The sequence below is a fragment of the Bacillus suaedaesalsae genome (assembly GCF_016890225.1).
GTDB lineage: Bacteria > Bacillota > Bacilli > Bacillales > SA4 > Bacillus_BS > Bacillus_BS suaedaesalsae.
Map to the genome: position 1 here is coordinate 227,187 of NZ_JAFELM010000016.1, position 23,370 is coordinate 250,556.

Consider the following 23,370-nt stretch of genomic DNA (forward strand, 5'->3'; position numbering starts at 1 on the left):
TATTTAAACGGCCGTAATTGCTGTAGCATTTTTAGGATCTGTATCAAAAAGCTTAAAGCGATTTCCTACTTCAATATCTTTTGATTCTAAAGTTTGCTGGACAGACATTTTCGCTAAATCTTTCATGTTATTGTCTTGACTTAGATGGGCAAGGTATACACTTTTTGTTCTATCTCCTATTACATCTGCTAATGCTAATGCTGCATCTTCATTCGAAACGTGGCCTACATCACTTAATATACGTCTCTTGATATTCCACGGATATCGCCCCATGCGGAGCATTTCTACATCGTGATTACTTTCGAATACATACACATCCGCATTACGGATAATTCCCTTCATTCGATCACTTACATACCCTGTATCGGTGATTGTAACAAGCTTCTTTCCTTCGTGGTGGAATACATAAAACATCGGTTCTGCCGCATCATGCGAAACCCCAAATGATTCAACCTCAATATCCATAAATGAGAGAACTTGTCCTATTTCAAATGTAAACCGTTGGTCTGAAGGAATTTCCCCGATGAGATGTTCCATTGCTTTCCACGTTTTACTGTTGGCGTATATAGGAATATTATATTTACGTGAAAGAATTCCGACTCCCTTAATATGGTCACTATGTTCATGAGTTACTAATATTCCAGAAAGCTCTTTCGGATTTACCTTCACTTGATTGAAAAGTTGTTCCATTTGCTTCCCGCTATGACCAGCATCTACAAGAAGCTTCATCTTATCGGTTCCAACATATATTGCATTTCCTGTACTGCCGCTAGACAGCACGCTAAAATGAAAACTCATGACTCATCTCTCCATTGTGCTGCATCTCGTATAATGTGTCCTTCTAGTGCATTTACGAAATAGCTCTCTTTGTTGTCAATTATAAAATGCCAAGTAGGTACAAACACTTGTGAATCTTTAACTAGGGTGTAATAACCCAAATCTACATCGGTTACAACACTACCAGGCTTTAACTCGTTTCGTTCATACATATTTTCAATGGCTTTTAACGCTGTAAAGCTTTCCGTTTTATCACCATCAACGTTCATTTCTTCTATTTCCTCTAAATACGTTTGATAGTATTCAACCATTTCATCTTTGTCGTTTAGTTGAATGTGAAGGACTGCATTTTCATTATAAAAGATGGTTTTTCCATTAAATACTTGGAAAAATAACAATTCGTGTTTTTCCTCTTCTAATCCCCAAAAGACATATGAACTACCTTCTATCACATTTTGCTTTACAAAATCCTCAAGCCATTTCCTTGAATCTTCCTTAATAGGAATTGGTGTCGTAAATTTAGAATAAATTTGTGACTTATTTAAAATTTGCGCTTGCTGACCTTTTAAAGGTAGCAAATCCTCTGCGTCGAATTGTCGACTCGTTCCACTGATATATGTTTCATTCATTGGACCTTTTGGAAGACTAATTTCAATTGAAATATCATTATCTTCTAGTTGTTCTTCCAATGTCTTTTCTGCTAGTAATCCTAATTGATTACTGTTTCTTTTCTCTACAAATTGAAATAATAAGAACACATCTAAAATAAGAAAGACTATAATAAAGATTGTTTTAGTTTTTCTCCAATCCAATAATGGTCCCTCCTATTCCTTTTGTATCCGTATCATCAAACACAACCTTTTTCCAGTCGCCATTTTCAAAAATACACCAAATAGGCTCTACCGTCACTTTTGTATCATCTTTTGTCATCTGATACGCAACTGTAATGTTCTTTACCTTTTGGATATTTACATAAGGTGATGATTTAATTATATCAATAACACGTTGTCCTGGTGGCAGGGTAATCTTGGTTGTTTCACTATCAATTGGTAAATGGAGTTTAAAGAGCGGTCTTTGATAGATATCAAACAAACCTGTACCGTCCCATTCTAAATAAACGCTTGTAAGCTTTGAATGATGAAACACTGGTACTCCGTTTATATGGAGGCGGAACAAGGTGGATCGTTTATTTGGGTCCCAGTTTGTAAATTGGTACTTATCTGTCCAACCACTATGATCATTAACAAAATCTATACTTTTTTGTATATAATCACCAGACGACTTTATACCTTCGTCTGATTCAGAAGTAGGATTGATATAACGCAAAAGGCCATCTTTAATGAGCAGGGCACGTGATCCATCTGAATATGTCTCTTCATTTACTGTCTCGATATCCCTTTTTACATTACTTGGATTTGTAAACAAAGCATCTTTAAAATCCTCTGTAGAAAGTGACTTTGAATAATATGTTAATTGATTTACCTGTACACTGTTTTCTTGTATAAATAAGGTGTTAAATGGGTCGATTTTAAAAGAAATATACTTTGGATAACTGATGGCTCGGTTATAAATTTCTGTTTTAAAGCCTGTTTGTGAGAAATTATTTAAAGAAGCTTGGTAAATATATTGATCTTCATATGATACAAAATAAGCAATTGGTAGTTCATCTTTACCTTCATTTAATGGAATAATAATTCTATCAAATGATATATTACGAATCTCTTTATCTTCAATTTTTATAATTTCCCTAAAAGTCTCAATGGGTATTTCAGTCGGAAAAATAACCTCAATTCCTTCCTGACCATGGACAAAGTCAAGGTATTGGTCTCTCTCTCTGGCTGAGATATCGACAAATTCATCGAAGCTCCACTGTCTAAGCTTACTTTGAATTCGGCGTATTTCACTTCCCTCCATTGTTCCATACGTATGATGATCCTTATGAAATAAAATTTGTTGTGGAAGGATTAAACTTATTGGCTCTTTCTCAAATCCAATATTTACATCTCGAATATAATCTGGACGTTTTATTTCAGCTAACTGAGGTTGATAAGTCCATAAGCTCCATGTTAATACTAAACTAAGGATTACTAACAGCGTTAGAAGAATTGACTTTATATTTTCAAAGTTCATTCCCAATCATCCTCTAATTCTTTTTCTAGTGGAAGAGTAAAGTAGATTGTCGTACCGATTCCATCTTCACTCTTAGCCCAAATATCTCCACCATGAGCAACTACCATTTCTTTTGCAATCGCTAAGCCTAAGCCTGTCCCGCCGAGTTTCCTTGTTCTTGCCTTATCTACACGGTAAAAACGATCAAATATGTTAGTAAGGTTTTCCTTTGGAATCCCTACTCCTTGGTCTGATACAGAAATCTCGAGCTTTCCTTCTTTATCTGCTAACCTGAATTGGATTTTACCACCTTCAGGAGAATATTTCAGAGCATTTGAAATAATATTATCGAGTACTTGTGTAATTTTGTCCTCATCTATTTCAACAAAAAGTTTTTTTTCTGGTAAGTGACGTTCAAATATAATCGTTTCGTGCTTTGTTAACTCAAAACGATCAATGATTCGGTTAAAATAATGAGGGAAATTTACATATTCTTTAAAAAATTTGTAATCTGTACTATCTAGCTTAGAAAGTTGTAGTAAATCGTTTACTAGACGGATCATTCGTTCAGTTTCAGTTTGAGTAACATCTAAGAACTTTGGCGCAAGCTCTTCATCCTTCCATGCCCCTTCAGCTAGTGCCTCTAGATAACTTCTCATGGTTGTAAGAGGTGTACGCAGTTCATGAGAAACATTAGCGACAAACTCCCGCCTTTCTTGTTCGATCTTTTCTTGTTCAGTAATATCATATAAAACTGCAATTAACCCATTTATTAACCCAGTATCCTTCTGAATTGCAGAAAAACTAACTTTTATAATATAAGGCTTTGTACTTGTACTAAAGTCCAAAATAAGAGAATCTGTCTCATTTAATAGATCTTCAAGTGCATATTCATCTTCAATTCCTAGAACTTCAAGGATCGATTCAGACAAGACGGTTTCACGTGGAACATTCAACATTTCACACGCAGGGTCATTAACAAGAATGATCCTCCCTTTGCGATCTGTTGCAATCACACCATCTGTCATATGAGTTAAAACAGAACTTAATTTTCTTTTCTCACCTTCAGTAGTTGCATGAGCTTCTTGAAGTTTTTTTGTTAGATTGTTAAAGGTCAGTGCTAATTGCCCAATTTCATCATGACCATAAACCTTTACCTTACGAGAGAAATTTCCTTTGGCCATTTCTAATGCTTGTTTGCGCATATCAGACATCGGTCTTGTTATGGTCTGCGCTAAGAATATACCTAATACAGCCGTTATGGCTAGTGCAATAACTGTTCCAGTAACAAAAATCTGATTAATTTGCTTCATCTGGTCATAGACTTCTTCCATTGATGATTGTAAGTCTATTACCCCTAATACATTATCGTTATTTTTAATCGGAACAGTTAATACGAGCATTCGACCAATTTGGTTATCCAGCATAATCTTATCTGCAGCTCTTGAACCCGCTACTAACGCTTGTTTTACTGGTATATCAGTAATTCTTTTGCCTACAAGCTGCTGATTTTCTAAGTCTGACGTAGCTATAACACGACTATTACTGTCAATGACCTTAACTGTTGTTAACTCCTCTGAAAAGAAATCGTTGAGGATTGAATTCACTTCCTCTGCCAATTTCGGCATACTTTCATCTCGTTCAATTAACATTTCTTGACCAATGTTATATGCAATTAAGTCAACTCGTTCATTTATCGAATCAGAAAAGTTCGTCACAAGCTGTTCTTCAAGTTGACGTACAAAGTATACTCCGATAATTTGCATCGCAATTAAAATTAGAAGAACATATATGAGAACAAACTTAAAATGGATCGATTTAAAAAAACCGACTTTCTTCATTATTGTTTACTCCTGCTCTGCATTTCTTAGGTAATACCCGACACCTCTGCGTGTAACAATCCATATAGGATGACTCGGACTATCCTCAATTTTTTCACGTAATCTACGGACGGTTACATCAACCGTTCGAACATCACCATAATAGTCGTAACCCCAAACAGTTTGCAGTAAATGCTCTCTCGTCATCACTTGTCCGATATGCTTCGCTAAGTAATGCAATAATTCAAACTCCCGGTGAGTTAATTCAATTTCCTCTCCTCGTTTTGTTACAGAATAAGCATCTGGATGAATGATAAGTGAGCCAATTGAAATTTCATTTGTTTCAATAGCTGTTTCTGCAGAACTATTGGTATGATGCCTTCTCAAATTCGCCTTTACTCTAGCTAATAGCTCCCTAGAACTGAACGGTTTCGTAACATAATCGTCTGCACCAAGTTCAAGGCCTAACACCTTATCGATTTCAGAATCCTTCGCTGTTAGCATAATAATGGGCATGTCATACTTTTTTCTAACTTCACGACATACCTCCATTCCATCTTTTAAAGGAAGCATAATATCTAACAGCAGAAGATCAGGTTGGATTTCCTCTACTTTTTGAATAGCATCCAGGCCATCATATGCGCAGTAAACTTCATAGCCTTCTTTTTGTAAATTAAATTTCAAAATATCTGCAATTGGTTTTTCATCATCAACAACTAGTATTTTCTTTTCCATGGTCATGCTCCTCACATTTAATATAGAAAAGCTGTAGTTTCACCTTGTAGTCTACTATAACTTTACCATTTCCAACATATTAAATCATCTAATCTTAGTAGGGTGTTCTTACCATATTATTGAATATACGCTTTTTAAATTCCACTTTTATAATGCTTGCATTGAATTCTAAAAAATCCTCTAGCATGTATACTAGAGGATTTCATTCTTTATCTTAAATAGTTTCTAGGATTCACAAGGTTTCCGTTATGATATACCTCAAAATGCAGATGTACTCCTGTAGAGCTACCTGTTCTCCCCATAATACCAATACTTTGACCTTTCGTTACCGTTTGACCAACACTTACACTCATGGAAGCTAAGTGAGAATAGGTTGTCTTAAGTCCATTATTGTGATTAATAACGATGCGGTTACCATAACCACCATCATAACTAGCTGATACTACTGTACCGTTATCAGCTGCTAATATACTTCGATTGCTCGGTCTAGCAATATCAATACCTTTATGCATTCTTCCCCAACGTTGACCCATTTCACTTGAAACATAACCACCAACTGCTGGCCATCCTAATACTCCGGAACCACGGGATGGAATAACCTTTGTACCTTTTTCAACAATTTCATTTACAGGTTGTTTTACAACCTCTGAAGATACAATCTCTTGATTCGAAACTTGACCATTAACCTTAGTAATTAAGGAGTTTACTAGTTTCTCACCATTTTCCCCTTTTTGCTTTATCTTCTTATCGCCTTTATTCATCTCTTTATTTTCTACAATTTCACGTGAGAAAGTAATGCTTTCGCGTTTATATACTTCCTCTTGAATTGCTACATGTAAGTAAGACGTAAGTGCAGTAACATTTAGTTCATCACCAGGCTTGATTGTTGACTCATCTGTCATTCCTGGATTTATTGATAGAAGGTCTTGTAAAGCTAAACCATGCTTTTCTGCAATACTTCCTAGTACATCACCATTTTGTACCTGATATTTTTTTTCTTCTAATGTACCTTTAGATAAGTATGTAACTGCATCTTCCACAGTAAACAGTCTATCTGGAGTAACATGTTCTTTATTTATTGAAACTTTTTCAGTAAATGTAACGTCTAATATACGAGATTGACCTTCTTCAAGTGGTGGAAGTGTCGCTTCAGGATCTCTTTGTTCTATTTCAGTAAGGACTTCCTCTGAAACATATTTCAGTTTCATTTGTCTTAGTACGTCTTCTGCTTTTTCCTTTTTGTCAACATATGCTATTGCTTCATCATTTATGATAATTGAATAAGCTTCTGCAACTATTTCTAGATTTTCAGAGAGTTTGTTTAGAACCTCTTTGTTATCTACAACAGGTCTGAATACTTTTTCTGAAATGTACACGACATTATCATCTAAACTAACAGTTATGTCTGGTTGTGCAGCCAGTAATTGATTTTGTCTTTTTTCTATGTAGTCTTCTACGACCTTCTTGCTATCAATGGTACCTAATCGTTCCCCGTTTACGTATACGTGGTATACCGTATTAATTCCGCTTTCTGCTGACACCGTACCAATTGCTAATGATGATACAACTGCTGCCCCGATAGCTGTTCTTTTCATAAACCTCATCACGTCTTCATAACGTGATCGTAACTTATTATTCCCATGAATCACTGTTCTTCCTCCTAAACAAGGCTTCCTTTTATAGGGCCCTACTGTATATAAGTGTAACAGTCTCTATTAGTACATATAGACTAGCAAACTATTATTACGACTCTATTGAAAAAGATTATATATTCTTTTCCCTTTATTACTTTATCATAAAGTGATAGATATTAGGAGAAAAAATAGAAATATGTAATACAACTGTATCATTACTGTTATATTATGGTAACCACTTTGCGGGTAGTAGTGCTTTTATCACACGAAAAAAGACATACCTTTTTAGGTATGTCTTGGATGGCTCGGGACGGAATCGAACCGCCGACACAAGGATTTTCAGTCCTTTGCTCTACCGACTGAGCTACCGAGCCATATCATATATGTCCTTACCCATTATACTTGTACCTTTTATTTCTTACCGCATAGCATTCTCGAACTAGCTGTTGCGCTATAATTGCAATTTGTAACATCCTTGTTACATAATTGAAAAATTAAAGTAGTAATAAGTTAATCTTTCGACAATAGTTATGTATGTCCATTTTCCTAAAATGGCGGTCCCGACGGGAATCGAACCCGCGATCTCCTGCGTGACAGGCAGGCATGTTAACCGCTACACCACGGGACCATTATAATTAATTAAGCTATTACTATGCATCATGTTCCATCGTAAAACTAACTGTCCCTTCCTCTGAAAGAATATTCAGTGATGTTAATGCGTCGGGACAACTCGAAGCGTATCCATAGATGTGTTGCTCGTCCTACACCACGGGACCAGGATATATATTAGGAAATGGTGACCCATACGGGATTCGAACCCGTGTTACCGCCGTGAAAGGGCGGTGTCTTAACCGCTTGACCAATGGGCCACTTAAATTAAGTGGTGAGCCATGAAGGACTCGAACCTTCGACCCTCTGATTAAAAGTCAGATGCTCTACCGACTGAGCTAATGGCTCGTTATAATATTTCTCTAACGCACTCTGGTTTATCTTGACTAAAGACATACCAATCTCAGGAAGTTTACTCAAGATACACCTGAATTGGTATACTGATGTGAATTCAATGATGCATATTCTGTCGTGTTCTACCGACTGAACTAGTTATTTATCTAACAGACAAGTTATATAATAACATGGACAAATAAATTTATGCAATACTTTTTATATATTTTTTCAACCCTACTCACCATAAATTAAAAAGATTATATAAAGAAATAAAAAGCCCTTGTATCACCTAATACAAGGGCTCTAGAACAGCTTTTATTGTGGTCCATATACACTTCTTACTAAATTCGTTTGTGCGCGATCTGGACCCACTGAGAAGATTGATAATGGAATACCAGTTAATTGTGAAATACGTTCAATATAATGACGTGCATTTGCCGGTAGCTCATGCAAACTTTTCACTCCTGTTATATCTTCTGTCCAACCAGGAAATTCTTCATATACAGGTTCACATTGTGCCAATACTTTTAAGCTAGCTGGGAATTCTTCAATAATTTCACCATTATACTGATAGGCAACACATATCTTTAATTTCTCAATTCCTGTTAATACGTCAATTGAATTTAATGATAAATCTGTAATTCCACTAACTCTTCTAGCATGTCTCACAACAACACTGTCAAACCATCCTACTCTCCTTGGTCTACCAGTAGTTGTACCATATTCACGGCCAACTTCTCTAATTTGATTCCCAATTTCATCATGTAATTCAGTTGGGAATGGACCATCACCTACACGTGTTGTATAGGCTTTTGACACGCCCACTACATGCTTAATCTTTGAAGGACCTACGCCATTACCGATGGTTACACCACCTGCTATTGGGTTAGAAGATGTTACAAACGGATAAGTACCTTGGTCAATATCTAACATTACTCCTTGAGCACCCTCAAACAACACTCGTCTACCTTCATCTAACGCATCATTTAAGACGACTGACGTATCGACAACGTATTTCGCAATTTGTTGTCCATACTCATAATACTCATCTAATATATCTTCAATCTTTAACCCTTCAACTTCATAAAACTTTTCAAATAAGCGATTTTTTTCATTTAGGTTGTGAGCAAGCTTTACCTCAAATTCTTCACGATCTAATAAATCTGCAATACGAATCCCAGTTCTTGCCGCCTTATCCATGTAGGCTGGTCCAATCCCCTTTTTCGTAGTTCCAATTTTATTAGCACCTTTTCGTTCTTCTTCTACTTCATCCAACTTTAAATGATACGGTAAAATTACATGGGCTCTGTTACTTATACGTAAATTATCTGTACTTACGCCTAAGTCATGCAAATACTTAATTTCTTGAACTAATGCCTTAGGATCAATAACCATTCCATTTCCTAGCACACAAATCTTATCATGATAAAAAATACCAGATGGGATTAGGTGAAGTTTGTATTTCTGTCCATCAAATACAATTGTATGACCAGCGTTATTACCACCTTGATAACGAGCAACAACCTCTGCATTTTCTGAAAGATAATCTGTTATCTTTCCTTTTCCTTCGTCTCCCCATTGTGTTCCGACTACTACAACTGATGACATAAGCGCACCTCCATGTTTTTACCATATGTAACACATCTTCTTTCAACCATATGTAAGTATACTGACAAAAACTTAAAAAGTCAATTAAAACACGAACGTTTTGTTTATAATTTCACGTTTTGTTCGTTTTATACAAGTGAATCTGTTTTTATCTTTTCCAAAACAGCTAGAAAACTTGCTTATAAAACAAAAAGCTTATGGCGCACCGTTTAGCCCTAACAGCAAATGCGACCCGAGAGAATAAAAAGATGCACTTCCCTTTTCTTCTCTCCGGGTATTGACCTCTATGGACTGGTGCATGAGTTGGATTAAGAATACACAAATATATAAGATATACTCAAAAAATTTTATTTTACTTCTTAAACCTGCAAAAAACCACAGTTGGATAAACTGTGGTTAAAAATTATTAGGCACCCGCTGGTACACCAGAATCATCAAATCTTCGTTCTAAGTTTACGAATTTATTAAACTCTTTAACAAAAGCCAATTCTACTGTTCCAACAGGACCATTACGTTGTTTCGCAATAATGATTTCTATAATGTTCTTATTCTCTGATTCTTTATCATAATAATCATCACGATATAAGAATGCTACAATATCAGCATCCTGCTCAATTGATCCTGATTCACGAATATCAGACATCATCGGACGTTTGTCTTGACGTTGTTCCACACCACGGGAAAGCTGTGATAGTGCAATAACAGGGACTTGTAACTCACGGGCTAGTTGCTTAAGTGAACGAGAAATTTCAGAAACTTCCTGTTGACGGTTTTCACCAGAACGGCCGCTACCTTGAATTAACTGTAAGTAGTCGATTAAGATCATTCCCAGGCCACTTTCTTGCTTTAATCTTCTACATTTAGATTGAATTTCGTTAATTTTTACACCTGGAGTATCATCAATATAAATGCCGGCATTTGATAAACTCCCCATTGCCATCGTTAGCTTACCCCAATCTTCTGGTGTTAAACTACCCGTACGTAAGTTTTGTGCATTAATATTTCCTTCTGCACATAGCATACGCATGACAAGCTGTTGAGCACCCATCTCAAGACTAAATATCGCCACATTTTCCTCTGTTTTTGTTGCAACGTTTTGCGCAATATTTAAGGCAAAGGCCGTTTTACCTACAGAAGGTCTGGCTGCCACAATAATTAAGTCGTTTCGTTGGAAGCCTGCTGTCATTCGATCCAGCTCTTTGAATCCTGTCGGGATACCAGTAATATCTCCAACACGATTATTTAACTGCTCTATGTTATCATACGCTTCTACCAGAACATCTTTAATGTTTTGGAAGGCTCCACTGTTTTTCCTTCTAGATACGTCTAAAATGCTTTTCTCTGCTTCATTTAATAAAGCCTCTACTTCTTCATCTTGAGAATAACCTTCCGTTACAATAGTCGTTGCAGTACGAATCAAACGACGCAATAAAGATTTCTCTTCTACGATTTTTGCATAATATTCAATATTAGCAGCAGTAGGTACAGAGTTTGCTAGATCACTTAAATAAGAGACTCCACCTATTTCCTCTAATAGCTTCAAATCTGCTAATTCTGAAGTAACCGTAACAAGGTCAACCGGTTCACCTTTTTCTGATAATATAATCATGACATTAAAAATACGTTGGTGAGATGCACGGTAAAAATCTTCTGGAATTAATATCTCAGAGGCTTGTACAAGTGATGATGGCTCTAAAAATATGGCACCGAGAACCGCCTGCTCTGCCTCAATATTTTGAGGAGGGGTACGATCTGCAAAATAGTCTGTCATTCCTGAATTCCTCCTTACTAGTTGTCCATTAAATAGAAGGAGCAGCTAATGAAAGCTGCTTTGATCTATTGTTCTTTTACATGAACTTTTAAAGTTGCTATTACTTCAGTGTGTAGTTTAACGGGAACATTTGTAACACCTAATGAACGAATCGGTTCTTCTAGTTCCATCTTACGCTTATCAATTTTGATTTTATGTTTCTTTTGAAGCTCATCTGCTATTTGTTTCGTTGTAATCGATCCGAATAAGCGGCCGCCTTCACCAGACTTGGCTAGTAATTGAACCGTTAGCGCTTCAAGATTACCCTTTAATTTCTTAGCTTCCTCTAGTTCTGATTCAGCTTCTTTTTCAGCTTTTTTCTTTTGAGCTTCTAATGTATTAATGGCTGTATTATTAGCTTCAACAGCTAAGCCTTGTTTCAATAGGAAGTTATGTGCATAACCATCTGCTACATTTTTAACTTCGCCTTTTTTCCCTTTACCTTTAACATCTTTTAAGAAAATTACTTTCATGATTCATTTCTCCCTTCGAAGTACTCGTCAATAGCTCCTTTAAGCATTTCTTCAGCTTCTTCAATTGTTGCTTCCGTAATTTGGGTTGCTGCATTGGTCAAGTGTCCTCCACCACCTAAAGCCTCCATAATTACTTGAACATTAAATTCACCTAATGAACGAGCACTAATTCCAATTATGCCATCCTGACGATGTGCAATCGCAAATGAAGCAGTTACACCACTCATCGATAATAAAGCATCCGCCGATTGAGCAATAAGAATTTGTTCATAACGTTCCGTTTCTTCACCTTTAGCAATCGCAATTCCATTTTTATATAAATAAGTACTCTCTACAATTTTAGACCTTTTTACATATACATCAATATCTTCTTTAAGGAACTTTTGGACAAGTATGGTATCTGCACCATGTGCTCGTAAATAGGAAGCTGCATCAAATGTTCTAGAACCAGTACGTAGTGTAAAGCTTTTTGTATCTACGATGATACCAGCTAGTAGCGCTGTTGATTCTAACATATCAAGCTTCGAACGTTTTGGCTGATATTCAAGTAACTCTGTCACTAATTCAGCTGTTGAAGACGCATATGGCTCCATATATACAAGTAGCGGATTATAAATAAATTCTTCTCCTCGGCGATGATGATCAATAACCACAACACGTTCTAATCTTGATAATAACCGTTCTTCTATGACTAATGACGGCTTATGTGTGTCAACGACGACTAATAACGTGTCATCTGAAGCTATTTCCAACGCTTGTTCTGGTGTAATAAACCTTGACCAAAGCTCCGGGTATTGTTTAATTTCATGTATTAGACGTTGTACACCAGTGTCTAATTCATCTTTATCAATCACAATAAATCCTTCACGCTGATTTGCTTGAGCAACTTTTAAGATTCCAATTGAGGCACCGATTGCATCCATATCAGGATACTTATGACCCATAATGATTACCTTATCACTTTCAATCACTAGTTCTCTTAATGCATGTGATATCACTCGCGCTCTAACTCTCGTACGTTTTTCCATCGGATTCGTCTTTCCACCAAAGAACTTTACTTTTCCATTTTGTTGTTTAATGGCAACTTGGTCTCCTCCACGTCCTAATGCTAAGTCTAAGCCTGATTGAGCTAATGAACCTAACTCAGGAAGTAAAGATGAACCAATTCCAATTCCAATACTTAATGTTAAAGGAATGCTCTGTTTTGATGTACTTTCACGTACTTGATCTAGTATATCAAATTTGTTTTTTTCTAGTTGGTGGAGAATTTGCTCATTAAATACAGCAAGTAAACGCTCCGAGGACGTTCTCTTTAAGTACACACCGTTGTCAGTAGCCCATTTATTTAAAATGGATGTTACTTGACTGTTGATGTTACTTTTTACTTGATCATCCATTCCTTGTGTCACTTCATCGTAATTATCTAAGAAAATAACTCCAAGTACAGTACGTTCATCCTCATATTTCTTTTCAATTTCAGATTGCTCAGTAATATCCGTGAGATATATAAGTCTTTCTTCTCGTTTGTTTAAAATTTTTAATTTACGGCTATGAATGGTGACTGTGTCAGCTTCGATTTCTTGTTTAATAATAGGTATGAATGACTCAGCAAAATCTTGAAGAGAGTGTCCAATCACTGTTTCTTCCTTAAAAAAGGCAGTCATATATGGATTTGCCCACTCCACCTGGAATTCTTCATTGTATAGGATAATTCCAATCGGCATCTCCATTAATGCCTCTTCTCCGACCTTTTTAACCCGGTGTGACAATGTTGCAACATATTGTTCTAATTCATGCCTCATTAACATTTCAGCACGGAGTAAAAAGTAAAGGATAACTCCAAGAATAACAAAGCCAATAACCCCAAAAATCCATTGGAAATATCCAATAATTCCTATGAGAAAGGCTGTCACTCCTACTAGCGTATAAATAGGATAACGGAAAATTCGTTTCCGATAAAAGTTAGGCATGTTTTCAGCTCCTAAACATGTCTTCAAATTTCATGTAAATTTAACTACTCTTTTTCACTTCTTCTCTAATATTAAACCCTAAGTCAATTATACCTATAATCCGTACAATATAAAGTAGAAAAGGAAGGAAGAGTGATAGGATTAATATGGTAATTGGTATTCCGTTTGATAATTTTTTATGATAACTAAAGAAAAAGATGAACGAAAGACCTTGTATAACCATCAATAATTCTAATACAAAAAATAGATTGATGACCCCAACATAGAGAACAGATTCCTTATCAATAACCTGTGTCATCATTAAAATCATAACAATTAAATAGTACCAAATAATACTTCTAGGAAGCTTTATCTCTCTAAATGGTGGCCATTTTTCCACCTTGAAATTAAATCTTTTAAGTATAGGTGTTGAGATTAACTGTGTTACAAAAGCTAAAAAAGTAGCAAGTATTACTAATACTGTCGGAATAAGTAAAGGCGCTAATTCAAATGCTTCCTCGAATTGTTTAATTTGGTTTTCATTCAACGTTTGCCCCCAAACAGACATTTTGTCTTGAAAAGTTTGGAGAGAGTGTTGTGCACTCACGTTAAACTGTTCAATCGGCTTTATACCCATAAAGGAAACTAATATGCCATATAAAAGAAGCAAATTGACTATAAAGGCAATTGTACCAATTGCTAATATCTCATATCTTGATTTGTTTAGTTTATATAAGTATCCTATGATGACTCCGCTTGTTCCAAATAAGATTACAATAGGAATTGAGATCAATGAACCAATAAGAACAGTAAGAATGGTTGCTGCTATGAATAAGACTGACCCATTTTTCCAACCTCTTCTTGCTGTATAAACAACAAAAGGCAAAGCTAAAAGAAAAAAAGTAATAAGACCTAATATGGGCACGTACAAACTCATAAGTAATAATATGGAATATAGTGCCAGCGTCACTGCACTTTCCGTTAAAACACGGGTATTACCCAATACTTCTCACCTCATAAACATTCAGTTTCTGTTAGGTATTATAGCATATTCGAAATTTCGCTCCCACTTATATACCCTTTATTAAGTATCACTATAATTAGTTCCTATTAAACTTGTCATAGTGATAATCAGGCAAAATAAAAAAGCAGCAAGGAAATCCCTGCTGCATTTATCTATTACTCACCAGCTACATATGGAAGCAATGCCATTTGACGAGCACGCTTGATAGCAACTGTTAATTTACGTTGGTACTTTGCACTTGTACCTGTTACACGACGAGGTAAAATTTTACCACGCTCGGATACGAAACGCTTTAAAAGGTCAGTATCTTTATAATCAATAGTAGTAATACCATTAGAAGTAAAGAAACATACCTTTTTACGCTTAGCACCACGACCACCTTTACGGAATCCAGCCATGATATACCCTCCCTTCTTACTTGGAATTTTTAATTCCGGTCTATTTTAGAACGGCAAGTCATCGTCTGAAATGTCAATCGGTTGGCCATCATTAGCAAACGGATCTTCATCCACACGAGTGAATCCTTCGTTACGTTGGTTTTGATTTTGATTTTGGTTTCGTTGTCCAAAAGATGAACCTTCTTGTCCACCTTGTGAATATCCACCACGGTCACCACCGGCATTGCGTGGCTCCAAGAATTGAACGCTTTCTGCTAACACTTCTGTTACATATACACGTTTTCCATCTTGTCCTTCATAGCTACGAGTTTGGATTCTACCATCGACTCCTGCTAAACTTCCCTTTTTTAGGAAGTTCGCAACATTTTCTGCTGGCTTTCTCCAAATTACACAGTTGATGAAATCAGCCTCGCGCTCACCTTGTTGATTCGTGAAAGTACGATTTACAGCCAATGTAAATGTCGCAATTGCAACTCCACTTGGCGTATAGCGTAATTCTGGATCCTTCGTTAAACGGCCAACAAGAACAACACGATTCATCATATCAATACCCAACTCCCTTAAGATTACCTATTATCTATCTTACTTATCTTCTACATTTACAACCATATGACGGATGATGTCTTCGTTAATCTTAGCAAGACGATCAAACTCCTGAACAGCTACTGCTGGAGCATTAACATTTACAAGCATGTAGTAACCGTCACGGAAATCGTTGATTTCATATGCAAGACGACGCTTACCCCATTCCTTAACATTTGCTAATTCCGCACCATTTTCAGTTAAAACACCGTTGAAACGTTCAACTAGCGCTTTTTGAGCTTCTTCTTCAATGTTTGGACGAATGATGTACATAATTTCGTACTTTCTCATTTCTGTCACCTCCTTTTGGACTAAACGGCCCTAAATAGGGCAAGGAGCAATTAATAATTACTCACAATTATACATTATAGCAGAGATATTAGCCCTCTGCAAGGCAACTCGAGATAATGGTTATTTTTATACATTAAAACGGAAGTGAATGACATCTCCGTCTTGTACAAAGTATTCTTTACCTTCTAACCGTACTTTCCCCGCTTCTCTTGCAGCTCCCATTGTTCCTCCAGCAAGAAGATCGTCGTATGAAACAGTTTCTGCACGAATAAATCCACGTTCAAAGTCTGTATGAATAATTCCTGCACACTGAGGTGCTTTCATTCCTTTTCTAAACGTCCATGCACGAACTTCCTGCACTCCTGCTGTGAAGTATGTTGCTAAACCTAGTAAATGATAGGCAGCACGAATTAATTGATCAAGTCCAGATTCTTCGATCCCTAATTCTTCTAAAAATGCTTTCTTCTCTTCTGAATCTAATTCTGCAATTTCAGATTCAATCTTTGCACATACAACAATTACTTCTGCATTATCTGCCTTTGCAAATTCTTTTACCTTTGCAACATATTCATTACCTGAAGGATCTACAATATCATCTTCACTCACGTTCGCTACATATAGTACAGGTTTAATCGTTAAAAGGTGTAACCCTTTTACAATCTTCATTTGTTCATCTGTAAATTCAACTGTTCTAGCAGGCTTTTCATTTTCGAATGCTTCTTTTAACATAACGAGAATTTCATGTTCAGCAATTGCTTCTTTATCTTTTGATTTTAATAATTTCCCAACTCGTTCAATTCTTTTATCAACAGACTCTAAGTCAGCAAGAATTAGTTCAAGGTTGATTGTTTCAATATCATCAATTGGATCTACTTTTCCTGATACATGAGTAATATTCTCATCAGCAAAGCAACGTACAACGTGACAGATTGCATCTACTTGACGGATATGTGCTAAGAACTTATTTCCTAGCCCTTCACCTTTACTTGCACCTTTTACAATCCCTGCAATATCTGTAAATTCAAATGCAGTAGGAACTGTCTTCTTTGGCTTTACTAATTCAGTTAGCTTTGTTAAACGATGATCTGGAACTTCAACAATCCCTACATTTGGATCTATAGTACAGAACGGATAGTTCGCAGATTCTGCTCCCGCTTGTGTAATTGCATTAAATAATGTTGACTTCCCAACGTTAGGAAGACCTACGATACCAGCTGTTAATGCCATTTTCTTCACTCCTCTTTCCTAAAAACATAAATACTTCCGTAAACATATTAACCTTTCACAATTATAGATAGAACCACATAAAAAGACAAGCAATACTGTTAGGTAGTTGCTATAAAAAAGACACCTTTACAGGTGCCTTAGCATTTCTCAATATTGACTAAACAATCATATAATGTACTACCTAAACCATTATCAGATACTTCATCTGACGTTAACACATTGACACTTCCACCGAACGCCTTCCAATTCCCTTCATCTACATTAATGACTTTAGAATGAGATGTCTTTAAGATTTTGACAACCCCTGTTAGTTCTCCTCGATCATTAAAAATCTTTGCAGTATCATTTTCCTGAAGTCCCTTTTCTAGTGCGATATCCGTTGATACCTCAATTTTGTTTTGTTGCAGACCAGGAATGATGTGGTAATGCTGTGAATGGTTTGACCTTAATGGATGAATCGATAATAGGGTATATGGATATTCCTCGCCTAAAGGGCGGTTTGTGTGCATAGATTCCCTCGGTAACGATAAAGTTAGTTTTCCATTTTGACCTTTTTTCTCTGCTTTTTGAGAAGTGAATTCATATTTACCACTTGGTGTTTTAAACTGGTAGCTTGCCCAAGGAACATCTTTTACTTCTGGTAATTTCATATGTCCCTTTTGTTTAATCTGATCAAACGTCACGTTATTCCCAATTAATGAAGTAAGTCCCATTTTAATAAATTGTTCTCTTGTATATGAAAACTCGTCACCAAACCCAAGTCTATTTGCAAGCTCTGACCATATTTCAAAATCTGATTTTACTTCGCCCGGTGCCTCAACCAGTTTTGGACCATAATTCACATACCCATGATACATGGATGAATAATAAACATCTTCCACTTCAAAAGATGTTGTGGTTGGAAGGACATAGTCAGCTACCACAGCTGTATCTGTCATATATTGATCAATAACCACAATTGTGTCTACACGTTCAAAGGCCTGTTTTACTTTATTCGTGTCAGGTACTTGTGTTAAAGGATTTCCACATGTTACAAATATCATCTTTATTGGCGGTTCTTCAGCTGTTAAAATCCCTTCTGCTTGCTTCATCATTGTAAACGATCGAGTTGCTGTCTTTTTATCTGATAAAGTAAGGTTTCCTACATTAAAGCTTTGACCAACTTGAAGATTTCCATAGTTGGCTCCACCACCAGGAATTCCTACATTACCACTCATTGCTACTAATGCATCAATTGAACGGATTGTATTGCCTCCATTTTTATATCGCTGCATTCCTAGACCCATGTATGTCATAACAGGGCCATTACCATAAACATGAGCTAATTCAGTTATAATCTCTTCTTCTACCTCTGTGTATGCTACAATTTGTTCCATAGATATGGAAGAAAGTAGTTCTATAACATCATCAAATCCTATTGAATGATTTTGTATAAAACTTATATCTTCTAGTTTTAATCGTAAAATTTCTTTCATAATTCCGAACGCTAAAAATGCATCCATTCCAGGCTTTATTGAAACATAACGATTCGCAATTTTTGCTGTAGCATTGTGAATTGGATCAATAACCGAAATCGTCGCACCGTTACGCTTTGCCTCTTGCAATTTTTCGTATAAATGCATGTTTGTTCTCGCTACATTTCTTCCCCATATCACAATATGATTACTATTTAATACATCCTCTGGAGAATGGCTGTACGAGTCACCAAAGTCCCACATCTGTGCTTCAATTCCAGCTCCCCAACAAATACTTCCAGTAAGTTCTGTAACTCCACCAAAACAGTTGAAAAAGCGGCTATCTAAATTAATCAATAAACCACCATTAGCATAATCATGACTGTGTAAAACAGAAGTTGAACCAAATTCCTCTTTGACACTCTTCATCTTACCTGCAATTTCATCCAAGGCTTGTTGCCAAGAAATCGGATGAAATTGACCATCTATTTTCTTTAACGGTTGTGTGAGGCGATTAGCATTATTCGTTCTCTCTTCCAATAACCTTCCTCTCCCACAAATTTTACCTTTCGTAATCGGATGGTCTTTATCTCCCTCAATCTTACTAATTTTGCCGTCATTAATTGTGACTGTAAAACCACAGCTATCCCAACAATTTAAAGGGCATGCAGATTTCTTTATCTCTAGTGCCAACTCTCATCTCTCCTACTCTAGTTCATTCCCCTTCGTGTCTCACTAATACTTTTTTCATTTTCCGTGCAAATTCTCGTCTAGGAATCATGACACTATGGTCACAACCCTCACATTTAATTCGAATATCCATCCCCATTCGAATTACTTTCCAACGATTTGTGCCACATGGGTGCTGTTTCTTCATCTCAACAATATCGTTTAATCTAAACACTTTTTCCTCCATACGTCACCAATCCCTTATCCCTTCTGTTGCACATTTTCTGTGCCATCCAAACTTTCCTGTCTTGTATATGTTACGAGTTTCGGATATGGAATTTCAATACCATTTTCATCTAATGCTACTTTAATTTCTTTACGAAGTAACCTCGCTACTGCAAAATGTCTCATTGGTTTTACTTCTGATATGACACGTATGACAACCTCTGAAGCTCCTAATGTTTGAACCCCTAAAACTTCCGGTTGTTTTACCATATCTTCATTTTTGGAGAAAGTTTCTTCTAATAGCTCTTGAATTACCTTTTCGGCCAGTTCAATATTACTTTCATAGGCAATACTTATATCTACTATTGCAACACTGTTAGATATAGAATAATTTGTTACCTCTACAATACTTCCATTTGGAATAATATGAATTTCTCCTCCAACACTTTTTACCTTTGTAATACGTAGACCTATTTCTTCTACAGTCCCTTCAAACGTTCCTGTACGGATATAATCTCCAACAGAAAACTGATCCTCAAAGATGATAAAGAAACCAGTTATAATATCTCTTACAAGGTTTTGTGCACCAAACCCTATTGCTAGGCCCGCTACTCCCGCACCAGCTAACAGTGCTGTTACATTAATAGTAAAGACCTCTAAAATCATAATAAACGAAATAAAATAAATGACATATGTCAAAATATTTATTAATAGCTTGACTAATGTTGCTTCTCGGCGCTCTGTCACCCTAAGTGGACTTTTCGTCCTTATCATAAAGAACTTTTGAATCGCGATCTTTCCAATACGAATTAAGATTGTAGACATAATCAAGATTAATATGATTTTTAGAAAACCTTGACCAATTGTAATCCAAACCAGTTCATTAGTAATAAATTCTAGTATTTTGTCGTACGCATCATTAATTTTATTCATTGAAACTCCTTCCTTATTTCATAATTGTAATTCCTATTTTAACAGTAAACTACTCCCATTTGTAGCGATTTGCAATTGGATAAACCATAATTGCAACGAGTAAATATAAGTTTAATACAGCAAAAATAGGGTACAAAACAGCAATCAAGAATGAGAAACCAAGTTTTGTTAAAGGGACAATAATGACTAACAATAACAGCGCAGTTAGCCAAAGTGGCAATTTTATATACTCTCGTATTCTTGCAGTTAATCCAAATAACCCTGAAGCAGCTGTAGATACAACAGCTAACCATAATAGAATGGACATAAGTATGATTGCGCTATACGGAAAGTCTTTAATAATCGCAAACAGTGGAATATCATATAAAACAAGCTCACTGGATACTTCAATTAGCACTTCATTGTATATAAATGAAACACCTCCAAGAATTAAACCACTACCAATACTCGCAATCCACGCTTCCCCTTTATTTTTAATCTCCTTTCCTATCGCTCCTATTACAGCAATTAATGATAATACGTTTAAGGCCGTAAAAGTAAAAGAAGATGGCCAGTTCGATTGTTTATTCCAATCTCTAAAACTCAAAATAGAATGCCCGTTCGAAATGAAAAATAATAATGTCACCGTAAGTCCAACTACTAAAATAGGAATTAAAATATAATTTAGCGATACAAGTCCTTTTATGTTCCAAATAAACACAATAACAAGGATAGCTGATATAAAAAGTATCCCCAATGTATATGGAATATGAAACAATTCCCCCGTTGATCCACCACCTGCCAGCATAATGACTGTTGTTGTAAACAAATAAAAAATAATAATAACATCATAATATGTTGCAATCTTTTTCCCTACTAACTTCTGAAGTATGGGTAGAAAATGCTCTGTTTTTTCTTCATAACCAATTTTCATTACAATGTAACTTGAAATAATAAATAAGACAGTAAAAATAATAATAGCAAGTCCACTTTCTTCACCAAAAAATTGCCATAACTCCCTACCAGAAGCATAGCCTGCACCAATCATTGCTCCTAATATAATAAACATCCATTTTATCCCCGATTTTAACAAAACAAACACCCTCCTACTAATAACATGTATAGAATCATCTATTTCTCCGTATACTGTTACTACTATTACTAAGGAGTGGAATCTATGAATCTTAGACCGAAAATTTTTGAAAAACTGAGCGTGGGATCTAGAATTCTTTTTGATGATGATGAAGCAACGAGGAAAATTGCCAGTCAGCTTATGTCTCTCTTTCCCACTCAGTTAGACAAACAAATCGCTGTTGTTTGTATCGGTACAGATCGGTCTACTGGGGATGCACTAGGTCCATTAATTGGAACAAAACTAGAAGAGTCAGGTATATCCTTTATTCATGTGTTTGGAACGTTAGAGAACCCTATACACGCTGTGAATTTAGAGGAACAATTAACATATATAAAAGACAAGCTAAATAACCCGTTTATTTTAGCCATAGACGCTTGTTTAGGCAGATTAAAGAACGTAGGGTGTGTAACAGTTGCAACTGGCCCTGTGAAGCCAGGAGCAGGCGTAAAAAAGGAATTACCTCCTGTGGGTGACATACATATTACAGGAATTGTGAATGTAAGTGGTTTTATGGAGTATTTTGTTCTTCAAAATACACGTTTAAATCTAGTGATGAAGATGGCGACAACTATTTCTGATGGAATCTTAGAGGCTGACCGTTTGTTAAAACGCAAACAGTTACTAGCTAGGTATTCTCTAAATAAATCGAAATCTATATAAAAGGCACTTTTTGTAAACTTTGTTACTAAATCAATCAAGTTCTACAAATAGGTAAACAAAGTAGAATCTCTTATCCTTGACAAAAAGGAAAACAGCGATCAAAAAAACAACCTGAAAGAAATGAGAGAACCTCTTTCTTTCAGGTTGTTGATCATGACAATTGGTGAACTACTGTTACAAGAATTGCCACAATAACAATACTTGGCAACAAATTGGCCACTTTAATTTTAGTAATACCTAATAAATTCAGACCAATTGCCAAAATCATTAATCCGCCAGTAGAAGTCATTTCAACAATAAAGGAATCCATAATAGCAGTTGGAACAAAACGTTCGATTTGCGTAGCAAACAGTGCGATTGAACCTTGATAGAGCATAACAGGAATCGCAGACAACATTACTCCGACACCTAGAGTTGTAGTTAATATTAAACTTGTAAATCCATCAATTAATGACTTTGTATATAAAACTTGATGATCTTGTCTAATTCCACTATCTAATGAGCCGATAATTGCCATAGCACCGATTACAAAGATTAATGTAGCTGTAACAAATCCTTTTGCAATATCCCCTTTCGCCCTTTTCCCTATTTTCTTTTCAATCCATAATCCTAATCGATTTAATTTATCCTCGAGGTCTATAAACTCACCAATGACAGCACCAATTACAATACTCATAATTACGATAAGAAATTGTTCACTTTTAAGTCCCATCTGTATACCCAAAAGTGAGACAGAGAGACCAATCCCTTGCATCACTGTATTTTTTACCTTTTCTGGTATTTTCGTTAGAAAGCTTCCGATGAATGTTCCTAAAACAATACAAATCCCGTTTACAATCGTCCCAAGTAAAACCATATCTTTTTCTCCTTTTTTCCGTACTTCGGATTATCAAAATTTGCTAACACCAAGCCTTGCAACGCTGGAAGTATGCT

General features: G+C 35.9%; 21 protein-coding genes and 4 tRNA genes. 1 reads left to right on the top strand and 24 read right to left on the bottom strand.

The genetic code is table 11. From position 1 onward, the window contains the following. Positions 1–3 precede the first annotated feature (3 nt). The 23 genes from JR050_RS04310 to JR050_RS04420 all read right to left on the bottom strand — a co-directional run bounded on the left by JR050_RS04310 (position 4) and on the right by JR050_RS04420 (position 21,735). On the bottom strand, positions 4–798 hold the full coding sequence (locus tag JR050_RS04310; RefSeq protein WP_204202274.1) for an MBL fold metallo-hydrolase: 795 nt from the start codon (positions 796–798) through the stop codon (positions 4–6). Then, entirely contained in the window at positions 795–1,589 is a 795-nt protein-coding gene (locus tag JR050_RS04315; protein ID WP_204202275.1) for a two-component system regulatory protein YycI, read from the bottom strand. Before JR050_RS04315 ends, JR050_RS04310 begins: the two co-directional genes overlap by 4 nt. Then, positions 1,570–2,907, bottom strand: a complete 1,338-nt coding sequence (locus JR050_RS04320; RefSeq protein WP_204202277.1) for a YycH family regulatory protein — start codon at positions 2,905–2,907, stop codon at positions 1,570–1,572. Before JR050_RS04320 ends, JR050_RS04315 begins: the two co-directional genes overlap by 20 nt. Continuing rightward, entirely contained in the window at positions 2,904–4,727 is a 1,824-nt protein-coding gene (walK, locus tag JR050_RS04325) for a cell wall metabolism sensor histidine kinase WalK (RefSeq protein ID WP_204202279.1), read from the bottom strand. The genes JR050_RS04320 and walK overlap by 4 nt, the downstream gene beginning before the upstream one ends. Before the next feature lie 6 nt (positions 4,728–4,733). Then, positions 4,734–5,441 (bottom strand): response regulator YycF, encoded by a 708-nt coding sequence (gene yycF / locus JR050_RS04330; RefSeq protein ID WP_204202281.1) that lies wholly within the window; start codon positions 5,439–5,441, stop codon positions 4,734–4,736. 209 nt (positions 5,442–5,650) lie between these two features. Beyond that, on the bottom strand, positions 5,651–7,090 hold the full coding sequence (locus tag JR050_RS04335; protein WP_346726708.1) for a peptidoglycan DD-metalloendopeptidase family protein: 1,440 nt from the start codon (positions 7,088–7,090) through the stop codon (positions 5,651–5,653). A 286-nt stretch (positions 7,091–7,376) separates the two neighbouring features. Then, positions 7,377–7,449 (bottom strand) — tRNA-Phe (locus JR050_RS04340). A gap of 178 nt (positions 7,450–7,627) precedes the next feature. Continuing rightward, a tRNA-Asp gene (locus JR050_RS04345) sits at positions 7,628–7,703 on the bottom strand. A gap of 166 nt (positions 7,704–7,869) precedes the next feature. After that, a tRNA-Glu gene (locus tag JR050_RS04350) sits at positions 7,870–7,944 on the bottom strand. A 12-nt stretch (positions 7,945–7,956) separates the two neighbouring features. Next, positions 7,957–8,032: transfer RNA gene (locus tag JR050_RS04355), tRNA-Lys, on the bottom strand. 303 nt (positions 8,033–8,335) lie between these two features. Beyond that, the gene (locus JR050_RS04360; RefSeq protein WP_204202283.1) at positions 8,336–9,628 is read right to left on the bottom strand and encodes an adenylosuccinate synthase; all 1,293 of its coding nucleotides are present in this window, start codon (positions 9,626–9,628) and stop codon (positions 8,336–8,338) included. Between the two features lie 406 nt (positions 9,629–10,034). Next, a complete protein-coding gene (dnaB, locus tag JR050_RS04365; protein ID WP_204202284.1) occupies positions 10,035–11,399 on the bottom strand; it encodes a replicative DNA helicase in 1,365 nt (454 codons plus the stop codon). A 65-nt stretch (positions 11,400–11,464) separates the two neighbouring features. Next, complete coding sequence (gene rplI / locus JR050_RS04370; protein ID WP_204202285.1) at positions 11,465–11,911, bottom strand: 50S ribosomal protein L9; 447 nt, start codon at positions 11,909–11,911, stop codon at positions 11,465–11,467. Continuing rightward, positions 11,908–13,881 carry a DHH family phosphoesterase gene (locus JR050_RS04375; RefSeq protein WP_204202286.1) on the bottom strand — a complete coding sequence of 658 codons (1,974 nt, stop codon included), beginning with the start codon at positions 13,879–13,881 and terminating at the stop codon, positions 11,908–11,910. Before JR050_RS04375 ends, rplI begins: the two co-directional genes overlap by 4 nt. 40 nt (positions 13,882–13,921) lie before the next feature. Next, positions 13,922–14,863 (bottom strand): YybS family protein, encoded by a 942-nt coding sequence (locus tag JR050_RS04380; protein ID WP_204202287.1) that lies wholly within the window; start codon positions 14,861–14,863, stop codon positions 13,922–13,924. Positions 14,864–15,039: 176 nt separating this feature from the next. Next, positions 15,040–15,282: a 30S ribosomal protein S18 gene (gene rpsR, locus JR050_RS04385; RefSeq protein WP_204202289.1), complete on the bottom strand. Its 243-nt coding sequence runs from the start codon at positions 15,280–15,282 to the stop codon at positions 15,040–15,042. A 45-nt stretch (positions 15,283–15,327) separates the two neighbouring features. Next, the gene (ssb, locus tag JR050_RS04390) at positions 15,328–15,825 is read right to left on the bottom strand and encodes a single-stranded DNA-binding protein (protein ID WP_204202290.1); all 498 of its coding nucleotides are present in this window, start codon (positions 15,823–15,825) and stop codon (positions 15,328–15,330) included. Between the two features lie 39 nt (positions 15,826–15,864). Then, positions 15,865–16,155, bottom strand: coding sequence for a 30S ribosomal protein S6 (rpsF, locus tag JR050_RS04395; RefSeq protein WP_204202291.1), 291 nt, complete (start codon positions 16,153–16,155; stop codon positions 15,865–15,867). Between the two features lie 126 nt (positions 16,156–16,281). Beyond that, positions 16,282–17,382 (bottom strand): redox-regulated ATPase YchF, encoded by a 1,101-nt coding sequence (gene ychF, locus JR050_RS04400; protein ID WP_204202292.1) that lies wholly within the window; start codon positions 17,380–17,382, stop codon positions 16,282–16,284. 137 nt (positions 17,383–17,519) lie between these two features. Beyond that, positions 17,520–19,529: a molybdopterin-dependent oxidoreductase gene (locus JR050_RS04405; protein WP_204202293.1), complete on the bottom strand. Its 2,010-nt coding sequence runs from the start codon at positions 19,527–19,529 to the stop codon at positions 17,520–17,522. A 22-nt stretch (positions 19,530–19,551) separates the two neighbouring features. Further along, entirely contained in the window at positions 19,552–19,752 is a 201-nt protein-coding gene (locus tag JR050_RS04410; protein ID WP_204202294.1) for a DUF951 domain-containing protein, read from the bottom strand. 14 nt (positions 19,753–19,766) lie between these two features. After that, positions 19,767–20,663, bottom strand: a complete 897-nt coding sequence (locus JR050_RS04415; protein WP_204202295.1) for a mechanosensitive ion channel family protein — start codon at positions 20,661–20,663, stop codon at positions 19,767–19,769. A gap of 49 nt (positions 20,664–20,712) precedes the next feature. After that, positions 20,713–21,735 (bottom strand): YkvI family membrane protein, encoded by a 1,023-nt coding sequence (locus JR050_RS04420; protein WP_204202296.1) that lies wholly within the window; start codon positions 21,733–21,735, stop codon positions 20,713–20,715. A gap of 84 nt (positions 21,736–21,819) precedes the next feature. Between JR050_RS04420 and yyaC the strand changes: the two genes are divergently transcribed. Then, a complete protein-coding gene (gene yyaC, locus JR050_RS04425; protein ID WP_204202297.1) occupies positions 21,820–22,437 on the top strand; it encodes a spore protease YyaC in 618 nt (205 codons plus the stop codon). A 151-nt stretch (positions 22,438–22,588) separates the two neighbouring features. Here the strand turns inward: yyaC and JR050_RS04430 are convergent, their stop codons facing one another. Beyond that, entirely contained in the window at positions 22,589–23,293 is a 705-nt protein-coding gene (locus tag JR050_RS04430; RefSeq protein ID WP_204202298.1) for a DUF554 domain-containing protein, read from the bottom strand. Positions 23,294–23,370 lie beyond the last annotated feature (77 nt).